At 40.8% G+C, this 10679-nt stretch carries 10 protein-coding genes; 9 read left to right on the top strand and 1 reads right to left on the bottom strand.

Annotated features, from left to right (window positions below):
* Window positions 1–89 precede the first annotated feature (89 nt).
* From KKD20_00140 to KKD20_00110, 7 genes are all read left to right on the top strand, one after another.
* Window positions 90–623, top strand: coding sequence for a hypothetical protein (locus KKD20_00140; GenBank protein MBU4331521.1), 534 nt, complete (start codon window positions 90–92; stop codon window positions 621–623).
* 158 nt (window positions 624–781) lie between these two features.
* Complete coding sequence (locus tag KKD20_00135) at window positions 782–1795, top strand: hypothetical protein (GenBank protein MBU4331520.1); 1014 nt, start codon at window positions 782–784, stop codon at window positions 1793–1795.
* A gap of 70 nt (window positions 1796–1865) precedes the next feature.
* A complete protein-coding gene (locus tag KKD20_00130; protein ID MBU4331519.1) occupies window positions 1866–3632 on the top strand; it encodes a [FeFe] hydrogenase, group A in 1767 nt (588 codons plus the stop codon).
* A 154-nt stretch (window positions 3633–3786) separates the two neighbouring features.
* Complete coding sequence (locus KKD20_00125) at window positions 3787–4065, top strand: type II toxin-antitoxin system Phd/YefM family antitoxin (GenBank protein ID MBU4331518.1); 279 nt, start codon at window positions 3787–3789, stop codon at window positions 4063–4065.
* A gap of 62 nt (window positions 4066–4127) precedes the next feature.
* Window positions 4128–4679, top strand: coding sequence for an NYN domain-containing protein (locus KKD20_00120; protein ID MBU4331517.1), 552 nt, complete (start codon window positions 4128–4130; stop codon window positions 4677–4679).
* A 395-nt stretch (window positions 4680–5074) separates the two neighbouring features.
* Window positions 5075–5968, top strand: coding sequence for an S-methyl-5-thioribose-1-phosphate isomerase (locus KKD20_00115; GenBank protein ID MBU4331516.1), 894 nt, complete (start codon window positions 5075–5077; stop codon window positions 5966–5968).
* Between the two features lie 230 nt (window positions 5969–6198).
* Window positions 6199–7542, top strand: coding sequence for a ribulose-bisphosphate carboxylase large subunit (locus KKD20_00110; protein MBU4331515.1), 1344 nt, complete (start codon window positions 6199–6201; stop codon window positions 7540–7542).
* 164 nt (window positions 7543–7706) lie between these two features.
* On the opposite strand, the gene KKD20_00105 is transcribed toward KKD20_00110, so the two are convergent.
* Window positions 7707–8435, bottom strand: coding sequence for a hypothetical protein (locus KKD20_00105; GenBank protein MBU4331514.1), 729 nt, complete (start codon window positions 8433–8435; stop codon window positions 7707–7709).
* A gap of 182 nt (window positions 8436–8617) precedes the next feature.
* Here KKD20_00105 and KKD20_00100 point away from each other — a divergent pair, with 182 nt between their 5' ends.
* Together KKD20_00100 and KKD20_00095 are read left to right on the top strand one after the other, a co-directional pair.
* Window positions 8618–10129, top strand: a complete 1512-nt coding sequence (locus tag KKD20_00100; protein ID MBU4331513.1) for an AMP phosphorylase — start codon at window positions 8618–8620, stop codon at window positions 10127–10129.
* Between the two features lie 46 nt (window positions 10130–10175).
* Window positions 10176–10529 (top strand): nucleotidyltransferase domain-containing protein, encoded by a 354-nt coding sequence (locus KKD20_00095; protein MBU4331512.1) that lies wholly within the window; start codon window positions 10176–10178, stop codon window positions 10527–10529.
* The last annotated feature ends 150 nt before the right edge of the window (window positions 10530–10679 follow it).

The raw sequence follows: 10679 nt of genomic DNA, 5'->3' as shown, positions 1-10679 counted from the left end.
TTTTCTAGTTTCTATTTTCTATTTTCTATTTTCTAGTTTCTAGTTTCTAGTTTCTAATGTCTTATTTATAATTTTTAAAATCCAAAACCATGTTTCATCTAAAAGAACGATCCCTAACTCAAATCAATACCCGAGTCCTGGTTCGCTTTTTAATCCTTGGAGGCATTGCCACGCTTTTGCCTTTTTATATTCATGTCCAATGGATTACGGGTCCGATTATCAATGCTATATTGATTCTCACTTTGTTTTTAGTGGGTGTCCGAGCTGCCCTTGTTCTCTGCCTTGTTCCTAGTATGATTGCGCTTTCCGGCGGACTTTTACCGGCAATTTTAGCTCCAGTCGTGCCTTTTATTATGCTTGGCAACGCGATTTTGGTTTTGACGGTTGATTGGTTTAACAATCAATCTCGCAACGGGTCCGGTGGCTATTGGTCGGGTGTGGTAGTGGGCGCGGCTTTGAAATTTTTATTTCTTTTGGCGAGTGTTAATATCATTAGCCGTCTTTTGATTAAACAAGAGTTGGCAGTCAAGGTCGCTCAAATCATGAGCTGGCCCCAGTTCGCGACAGCGGTGGCGGGAGGAGTGTTGGCGTTTGTATTTTTAAAACAAACCAAGAGAATTTGAAATAGTAATTTTTAAAGTAACTTGCTCGGTTCGCTGCGGCTCACCTCGCGTAATACGATTGTAATACAGTTGTAATTCATTCAAAAATAACAACTGTATTACAACTGTATTACAATCGTATTACTATCGTATTACTATGAGTTACAACATATAATATCATGTCCGACATACTTAAGAAAATTGAATCCGCAGGGTTATTGGGTAGGGGCGGCGCTGGTTTCCCGACGCATCTTAAATGGAAAGCAGTCAAAATTGCCAAAGCCAAACAAAAATACTTAGTTGTAAATTTCAGCGAAGGGGAGTTAGGTTTGTTCAAAGATATTCACATCATGAAGAATTTTCCAGAAACGGTTTTTACGGGTATTAAAGTCACTTTAGATTTTTTAGGTATTAAAGATTGTTATTTTAATTTTAATAAAAGGTATTACCCGCGAACCCGCGTCAAAGTTCTTAAACTAATCAAAAAATATAAAAACCAGGGTTACAAGTTCACTATTTTTCTAGAGCGCCCTTCCTATATCGGCGGCGAGGAAACCGCTCTTTTGAATGCTCTGGAGGGTAAACGGACCGAGCCGCGGCTCAAGCCGCCCTTTCCCACCCAAGCAGGGCTTTTTGCCTGCCCAACTTTGGTGCATAATATAGAGACCCTTTTTAATGTGGGTTTAGTCAGCCAAGGAAAATTTGAGGATAAGCGTTTTTATTGCTTAAGCGGGGTTGAGTACAAAGGAGTTTATTTTTTACCGGCAGATTGGAACATTCAGAAGATTTTAGAGCACACTCGCAACATTCCAAAATTTGATTTTTTTGTCCAAATCGGCGGCTCTGTTTCTGGCGAGGTGCTAAATTCCAGCCAGATTAAAAATAAAAAAGCCGAGGGCGCCGGCTCAATTGAGGCTTATAAATTAACTGCTAGTCCTCGGACGTTACTTCTCAAGTGGTTTAAATTTTATGCTCATGAGGCTTGCGGCAAATGCGGACCTTGCCGAATGGGGAATTATAATGTTTTTGAGATTTTAAAAAAGAATAAAAAAGTTGACTGGGATGAAATCATTGATTTGATTGAATCAATGCAAAAAACTTCTTTCTGCGCTTTGGGTAAATCTACGTTTGTGCCGGTGGAGAGTTATGTTAAAAATGTGTTGGGGTTGAAGATTTCTCTTAGACAGATTTAGTCAAAATACAAATTTATATAAAAAGAGCTGGTGAGGGAGTCTTCTCCCACACCAGCATCAGACTAAATTTATGTTTATCTATATAGACAACAAAAAATACCCTTGCCAAGAAGGTGAAACGGTTTTGGAAGTGGCGTTGCGCCATGGCATTGAGATCCCCCACCTTTGTTATCACGAAGATTTGCCCCTTGACGCTAACTGCCGCGCTTGTTTAGTTGAGGCCAATGGCAGTGTGATGACTTCTTGCACCTGCAAAGTTGAATCGGGAATGAAAGTCAAAACTGACACCGAAGAAGTCAAACGTTTGCGTCAGGTTAACTTGGAGTTGTTATTGTCAGGACATGAAGAAAATTGCCCTAAATGTCAAGAAGGTTATTTTTGTAAGACCGCGGAGTTGATGAAAAAATACAACGTTACTGGCAAAAAATATTCACGGCCAAAAATTAAACGGCCGGTTCATAAAATGGCTCAAGCCGCGGAATTTGATCCTAATTTATGCATTGCTTGCAATCAATGCGTGGAAATGTGCGAAGACATTGGAATTAATTTTTTACGGTTGGAAGGCAAAGCCGCGATCACGGCCGTGGATTATAACAGGGATAGGGGAGTGGATTGCATCTATTGCGGCCAGTGTACGGTTCATTGTCCGGTATCAGCGGCTCGCGAGCAGAATCAGATTGAAGAGGTTGAGAAGGCGATTAAAGACAAAAACAAAATCACCATTGTCCAGTGCGCGCCCTCTATCCGTTGCAGTGTTGGTGAGGAATTTGGCTTGGAACCGGGCACAAATCTAACCGGTGAAATTTATACGGCTTTGCGAAAATTGGGTTTTGACAAGATTTTTGATGTTAATATGGGAGCGGATATTACTACTTATGTTGAAGCCACGGAATTAGCCGAGCGTTTGAAAATAGATGAAACTTACGGTCGTCATCCTGCTTGGGATGGCGGGTTTATCCCCCGAAGCTCAAGCCGCAGCGAGAGCGTAGGGGGCCCCATGTTCACCTCCTGCTGTCCGGGCTGGGTTAAATTTGCAGAATTTTATCATCCAGAGATTTTACCGCATTTAACTACAGCCCGTTCGCCCCAAATCCATTCTGGCGGAGCTTATAAAACCTGGTGGGCCGAGAAACAGGGGATAAACCCCAAGAAAATTGTCGTCGTCTCCATCATGCCCTGCACTTCTAAAAAATACGAAGCTCGGCATAAAAAGTTAAAAGTAAATGGCATGTGGCCAGTTGATTATGTTTTAACCACGCGGGAATTTGCCATTATGCTCAAGAAAAGTAAGATTGATTTGCCCAGGCTTAAGAAGTCTGATGTTGATCGCGAGGGAATTTTTTCGGGCGCCGGGGCTATTTACGGGGCTACTGGCGGAGTGATGGAGTCGGCCTTGCGCAGCGTCCATTATTTTATCACCGGCAAAGAGCTTAAAAATGTAGAATTTAAAAAAGTTCGGGGCCTGGAGAAAATCAAAACTGCCCAAGTTAAAATTGGATCTAAAATTCTTAAGGTGGCAGTGGCCGCTACAGCTAAAGCCGCGGAAAAAGTTATCCAAGAGCTTAAGAAAAATCCGCGCGCTTATGATTATGTGGAAGTGATGGCTTGTCCTGGCGGTTGTATTGGCGGCGGGGGACAGCCCATTCCTTCCACCGAGCGGATTATTGCCAAGCGCATTGCTGGTTTGTATAGGATTGATGATAAAATGAAGCTCCGCAAAGCTCATCAAAATCCAGTTGTTAAAGATTTTATGGAGAATTATATTGCGAAATTGCCTAAGGAAAAGCAGGAGCAGATTTTGCATACAAGGTATTCTAGAAAGAAGAAGTTTAGATAAAAATAAAATAATATAAAAATATAAAAATATTTTATTATTTTATTTTTATATTCTTGTATTTTTAAGTTTTTATATTATTTTATACATAGAATTTGACATAGAATTATACATAGTATATAATGTAGGTAACTTTAATTATTTAACCTACAAAACTATGAACGGCACAACCTTACCTCAAATGGCTTCGGTTCAAGAACTCCAAAGGCATTATCGCAAACTGCTTGATTTAGTTAAAAGAACCAAAGAACCGCTTTATCTTTTGCGGAATAATAAGCCGGAAGCGGTGATTTTGGATTTGGATAAATATGAAGAGATGGTTGAGGTGCGCAGGAAAGCTGAAGAAGCGGATACCTTAGCAATGTATAAGGCCTACAAGAAAGCCAAAAAAGAGGGCAAATTAAAAACAGTTAAATCTTTGGGAGAACTAATATAAAGTGGTGCATATTGGTGATTTCATTAATATCGGTCAGCACTCGATTTACAAATAAAACAAAAATGTCTAAATTTATAAACAATAAAATGCGAAGAAAAGAAAACAATTTTGCTTACATCGACGGCGCGAATTTGCATAGAGGCATTGTCGATTTTGGCTGGAAGCTTGATTATGCTCGTTTTCGCGTCTGGCTTTCTGATAAGTATAATGTAAACCGCGCCTACATTTTTATCGGTCTTATTCCAAAATACAAAGATCTCTACACATATCTTCAAGAGGCGGGATTCACCCTCATATTCAAAGAGGTTGTTTATGATGGAGACGGTAGACCGAAAGGAAATTGCGACGCTGATTTAGTATTGCAGGCGGTGCATGATGCGTATGAAAATAAATTTAGGAAAGCGATTATTGTTTCAAGTGATGGTGATTATGCCAGTTTGGTGAAATTTCTCATAGAAAGTGGAAAATTAAAGACAATATTATCGCCCCACACTAAAGATCTTTGCTCAATTCTTCTTAAAAGGACAAATGCCCCTATCGCTTATTTAAACGATCAAAAGTCAATTTTACAGATTAAAAAAGAAAAAGCCCCCGATGGAGACAAAACTCCATAAGGGTCTTTTTCGTAAGGATTAATTATAGTATAGCATATAGATATTTTTTGTCAAACATCGTTTATCCACAGGTCAAATAATCAACATCATCATAACTTTTTCAAAATAAAAAAAACAGAGCTACATCGTGTCAAAAATTTTTTGAATAATCTCCCAAGGGCTGGCTCTTGGTTCTACCAAGAGCCGACATGCGGTTACGCAACGATAGTGCAAAATAAAACAACTTGCGTCATACGCCTAAGGAAACAGTCAGTTTCATTAATATCGGCCCGCATTCAATTTCTGATTTATATATTACTACCACTCTATCAAAAATGTCAAGCCCAAATGTGGTTTTTAGCTAATATTAGCCAAAATTAGCATAAAGATTAGCATAAATTCGAATAATTATTAGCATGTCTCTCCAAAAAACAATCCAAGACATCCAAACCCTTAAAATCCAGGGCGCAACAGCAGTTGCCCAAGCCACGCTTTTAGGTCTGAAAAAATGCGCTAAGAAAATGAAGTCAGCAACCCCATCTAAGTTTATTAAAGAAGCGGAAAAGTGCGGCAAAGCTTTGGCTTATGCCCGGCCCACCGAACCAATGGCGCAAAATTTGGTTGAACTCGTAATTTCTAAATTAAAAAAGTCAGCTCAAGTCGGAGCAGACAATAAACACCTGCAGGAAATTTTGGAATATTTAGTTAACCATGAATTACGGGAAATGGAGGAGGATTTAAAGCAAGTGGTTGAGGAGGGCGTGAAATTGATTAAGAACAAAGATAAAATTTTGACTTTTTGTCATTCTTCCACAGTGGAAAAGATTTTAATTGAAGCTAAAAGTCAAGGAAAAAAGTTTAAAGTATATGTCCCGGAAACCCGGCCGCTTTTTCAGGGCCGGATTACAGCCAAAAATTTGAGTCAAGCGAAAATTGATGTTACAATGATAGTAGATTCTTTAACCGACAAATTGCTGGTTCAAAAGCAGGTGAACAAGGTTTTGATTGGCGCGGATGTGATTCTGGGGGATGGCAGCATCATTAATAAGGTCGGGAGTTTTGGTATTTGTGAAGACGCGCATCAGAATAAAATTCCAGTTTATGTGGCTGCGGTTTTGTTAAAGAAACAAAAGGGCAAACTCAAAGTGAAAATTGAGAAACGCCAGCCGCGAGAAGTTTGGGAAAAGCAATTTAAAAATATCACTATTAAAAATCCGGCTTTTGATAAAGTCCCGGCTAAATATATTACTGGGATTGTGACGGAGAGGGGAGTGTTGAAGCCGGGAGAAGTTAAAGAGCCTTTTTCCTAGTGTTTATCTGCATATTAATCGTTGTCATTGCGAGTGATTTTTTCATTCCGAGCGCAGCGAGGAATCCCTTAAACAGGGGTTACCCACCATCCATTCTATTCTCCACATTTAAGGGATTCCTCGCTGCGCTTACTGCGGTTCGCTCCGTTCGGAATGAGAAAATGGCGGCGATCCCGATCGGGATGACATCTTTTTCCACGGTCGTCCGGGATGACAATAAAAAAACACCCATGCATTCAATCAACAGAACCAAAAATTACTACCTTCATCTGGGAACCCACCCGGATCCCAAGAAGCATTTGATTGTCACTTATAAAGTTGAGTCATCGCATTCTTGGAAAAAAGTAGCAACAGAGGTGGCGGCCGAGACTTCTATCGGCACCTGGACCGCGCTTTCCACTTTAAAGCCCCCGGTAGCCGAGAAGTTAGCGGCCAGGGTTTTTGTGATTAAAAAAACCAAGAGTTGCAATATGGGTCAGCGAGTGCTTAAGATTGCTTATCCTTTGGTTTTATTTGAAAAAGCCAGCATTCCCCAATTACTTTCTGGTTTAGCCGGGAATGTTTTTAGTTTAAAAATGATTCCCAATATTCGCTTGGAGGATATTGAATTTCCTGATGCCTATATTAAACATTTTCAAGGCCCGGCCTTTGGCAAAAGGGGCGTTTGTCAAGCTTTGGGTATTAAGAAGCGGCCGATTGTAGCCGCGATTATGAAACCCAAGTTGGGCCTTTCAGCCACAGAGAATGCTAAATTAGCCTATGAGCTCTGGAAGAATGGCATGGACTTGATTAAAGATGATGAAAATTTAACTGACCTTGATTTTAATCAATTCAAATTTCGAGTGGAAAAAACTTTGTATTTAAGAAACAAGGCTGAAAAAGAACTGGGCTTAAATAAAATGAATGGTAGCTCCCGGTTTTATAAAAAATTTTTAGAAAATCCTAACCCCCAAGGCAAATTGGCCAGTAAGCATAAAATGTATGTGTTTAATATCACGGCGGTGCCGGATATTATGATGGAGCGAGCCAGACTAGTCAAAAAAGCCGGGGGCAAGTGCGTGATGGTGGATATTGTTTCCGTGGGTTTAGACAATGTGCAAATGTTGCGCAAGGCTAACTTGGGTTTAATAATTCATGGCCATCGAGCTGGACATAGCGCATTTACGCGCAACCCTAAACATGGAATTTCTATGTTGGTTTTAGCTAAACTGGCGCGTTTAGCTGGCGTTGACCAATTACACACCGGCACAGTGGTTGGTAAAATGGCTGATACTCACGAACAAATCCTGGCTGTTAATAAGGCTATTACTGAAAAATGGGGCTGCTTGAAACCAACAATGCCCATTGCTTCTGGCGGTTTGCATCCGGCTTTGGTTCCCAAGTTGATTAAGAAGTTAGGAAAAGATATTATTATTAATTTTGGCGGAGGTTTGCATGGTCATCCAGACGGTTCTAAAGCTGGCGCTAGGGCTTGTTTCCAGGCCGTAGAAGCGGTGATGCGCAGTGTCAAATTGAAAAAGTGGGCCAAGACACACGATGAATTGTGGGAGGCGCTAAAGCTCTGGCACGAATAGATACGAATAGAATACAAATAGCTATAAATTACGAATAGTACGAATGATGGATTCGTAATTTATAACTATTTGTTAAAAATTTGTAGCCATTAGTGTTTTGAAAATAAAAAAAACCTCGCAAAGTCGCATTGACCTTTGCGAGGGCGTAAAATAGATGTGGAGGATTAGAGAATGGAACACCCGAAGCCAGCCCAGACTCGGCTCTCCTCTCCAGTGTCCAGGCCAGGCGGATCACCAAAAGTATGGCTGTGCCCTGCCTCAAGGTAAATCCCTCCAGTCCAGATCCATGGCGGGTGAATTCGGAGGAATTGGGCAATGGATGGACTTCCCATCCATTTATCTTCCCCTTTCTGAAGCGTTACGCCCAACCCAGTCCAAACACTAAGCCTCCAAAATTTAGAGGCATTTCGCCGGACATAATCCGCCGTGAGATTTCGCGTATAATCCCCTTGGCTAAAAAACGGAATCTCGTCGCCCATCACGAATTGGGCGGTGACTGTTTCCACTTGATACTTCTCCCAGTGCTGGAACGCGGCCTCTTTAAACATCTGGTTGCCTTCATCCCAGCGGTGGATTGGAGTTTCGAGAATATATTCCTTGTATGCTACTCGAACGCCCCAAATTCTCAAACTGGGGAGTGGAATAAATTTCCCTGCTTTGAATATCAGGGAAAAGTTCCCGCCATTGTAACCCTTGGAGTCATGAGCAACTAAGTAGTCGCCCGATCCATCGTTGATGGGGTGACAGAAATCATTACTCACCCAACTCTTTCCCCAATCAAACGACAGGTTCAATCTCCCGGCCATAAGGACAGGGAATGGCCCCTCGTCATCTGCAAAGGCGACATTGGCCAGGACCAGAACTACGAGCACACCAACGATAATCCGTCCCATAATTTTTCCTCCTTTTTAGGAACGGTTGTGGTTTTTCCCAACGGCTATCATTGGGAGCGAATTGTAAAAGAAATATTGATTTTGATTTCAAGTTTTATGATATCATATTTTAAAAATTTTGTCAATAGCTGAAAGTATAAAATGTCATCTTTAAGTTAATTTTAGCCAAAGTAAATAACAAGATGCCCTTATTTTATAAAGCTAAAAAATTAGATTTTACTGCTGGCGAACGGTTTGTTGTGGTTTTAAACCGGCGGGACGCTTATCACTCCAATATCCGGGCAGGTGATAAAATTAGAATTTTTTGGCAGGATGACAAAGGTAAAAAATTTAAGGTAATTGTGGTTACCAATTTAACTCGTTCCAAAGTCAAATTAGGCGAGATTGGTTTTTACCGGGAGCTTTGGCACCAGTATAAAGTACGCAATGGCGAGCTTGTTGAAGCCCGTTTTTTGGGCCGGCCCAAGTCAATCATTGCCATCAGAAAAAAACTTTTGGGCAAACAGCTTGATTATAAGGAAATTGATTCTATTGTTAAAGATATTGTTTCCGGCCGGATAGGGCACACCGAGATTACTTATTTTGTGGCTTCAGGTTTTATTAAAGATTACTCTAATGAGGAGTTATATTACCTTACCAAGTCCATTGCAGAGAATGGCGATGTTTTGCGCTTTCGAGGCAAAGTGGTTGATAAGCATTCCATTGGCGGTTTGCCTGCTAACCGAACCACTATGATTGTGGCGCCAATTATTGCGGCTTGCGGATTATGTATTCCCAAAACATCTTCTCGCGCCATTACTTCACCAGCCGGCACAGCTGACACTATGGAAGTCCTGGCTAATGTTTCTTTTACTGTCCGTGAGATAAAAAAGTTGGTTCAAAAAAACAAAGGTTGCCTGGTTTGGGGTGGAGGATTAAATTTAGCCCCAGCTGATGATCGGGTGGTTCAGGTTTCTTATCCATTGGGTATGGAGCCGTACACTAAGATGGTAGTCAGCATCATGGCTAAAAAGGTAGCTAGTGATGTCGAGTATTTGGTGATTGATTTGCCCTTTGGACCAACAACTAAGGTGCCTAATATCAAAGTTGCTAAAAGAATTGAAAAGAAATTTTTATATTTAGGCAAAAGGTTTGGCATTAAAGTATCAGTAGTGATGAGCGAAGCTTTAGAGCCGGTTGGCCGAGGGGTCGGTCCGGCTCTGGAAGCCCGAGACGTGCTTCGGGTTTTACAGCAAGATGAATTTCGGCCGCTTGATTTAGAAAATAAATCTTTGCGGTTAGCGGGAAGGTTATTGGAAATAGCCGGCGAAGCTAGGCTTGGCAAAGGGGAGGGCCTGGCTCGCGATATTTTAGAATCTGGCGCGGCTTGGCGAAAGATGAAAGCCATGATTAAGTCTCAAGGCGGAAAACCAAGTATTAAACCTCAACAGTTGATTTTGGGCGCGTTTAAGAAACATTTGCATGCTAGTCAGTCCGGCAAAGTTATTCGGGTAGATAATAAGGCGATCGTTGACTTATGCCGGATTTTAGGCGCTCCTATGGATAAAAAGGCCGGGATTTATATGAACAAGCGCTATGGCGAGGAAGTTTTTAAAGGCGACCGCACTCTTACGCTTTACGCAGAATCCGAAGAGAGAATGCAGATGGCTATCAAGGCATTGGGGAAGATTAAGGTGTTGGGGATTAAGAAATAATTAAGCGTCTTTTGACAAAAAAGTGTCAGTTTAGTATACTTTAGGTATGAGTAGCAAGAATAGACAATTAGCCAAAAAGAAAAGAGCTCTAAATTATTTCAAGGGTCGAATTTTAAATAGAGCAAAAAAAGATGATATAGCAAAAATATATTTGTTTGGTAGTTTGGCAAGAGAAAAGGTGAGAGAAGATAGTGATATTGATATTTTAATTTTCAGCCGTAAAGAAAAAGACAGACGATTAGAGGATATTATTGACGAAACAGCCTTTGATACGGTAGTGAAGTATGGAGAAAGTGTGGAGCCATTGATTTATTCTTTTAAAGATTTTAAATTTCCAAAATCCGCTTTTCTCAAGAGAGTTATTCTGGATGGCCGGGAATTATATTCTACTATTATATGACAAAAAAGGATTTACAATTTCGGCGCTGTCCCTCGATTAGGGACATGGAAGTAAATTTTTTATCCAACTATATGGTTGGTTTCCTTTGTTAATTCTGTTTAGTCCTTTAGAATTTTCCATCCCATTTAAACTAATTGGTGAACACCCATT

It is taken from the genome of Patescibacteria group bacterium, from assembly GCA_018896645.1.
Lineage (GTDB): Bacteria > Patescibacteriota > Patescibacteriia > UBA2591 > JABMQE01 > JAHIMF01.
Note: the sequence above shows the minus strand (reverse complement) of the source record. Positions and strands in the feature narration are given on the sequence as shown.

Excerpts from the sequence above, each read along its gene's own strand:
- KKD20_00130 (MBU4331519.1), top strand. The coding sequence starts at position 1,866 with ATGTTTATCTATATAGACAACAAAAAATACCCTTGCCAAGAAGGTGAA.
- KKD20_00135 (MBU4331520.1), top strand. The coding sequence starts at position 782 with ATGTCCGACATACTTAAGAAAATTGAATCCGCAGGGTTATTGGGTAGG.
- KKD20_00125 (MBU4331518.1), top strand. The coding sequence starts at position 3,787 with ATGAACGGCACAACCTTACCTCAAATGGCTTCGGTTCAAGAACTCCAA.
- KKD20_00095 (MBU4331512.1), top strand. The coding sequence starts at position 10,176 with ATGAGTAGCAAGAATAGACAATTAGCCAAAAAGAAAAGAGCTCTAAAT.
- KKD20_00120 (MBU4331517.1), top strand. The coding sequence starts at position 4,128 with ATGTCTAAATTTATAAACAATAAAATGCGAAGAAAAGAAAACAATTTT.
- KKD20_00105 (MBU4331514.1), bottom strand. The coding sequence starts at position 8,435 with ATGGGACGGATTATCGTTGGTGTGCTCGTAGTTCTGGTCCTGGCCAAT.
- KKD20_00100 (MBU4331513.1), top strand. The coding sequence starts at position 8,618 with ATGCCCTTATTTTATAAAGCTAAAAAATTAGATTTTACTGCTGGCGAA.
- KKD20_00140 (MBU4331521.1), top strand. The coding sequence starts at position 90 with ATGTTTCATCTAAAAGAACGATCCCTAACTCAAATCAATACCCGAGTC.
- KKD20_00110 (MBU4331515.1), top strand. The coding sequence starts at position 6,199 with ATGCATTCAATCAACAGAACCAAAAATTACTACCTTCATCTGGGAACC.
- KKD20_00115 (MBU4331516.1), top strand. The coding sequence starts at position 5,075 with ATGTCTCTCCAAAAAACAATCCAAGACATCCAAACCCTTAAAATCCAG.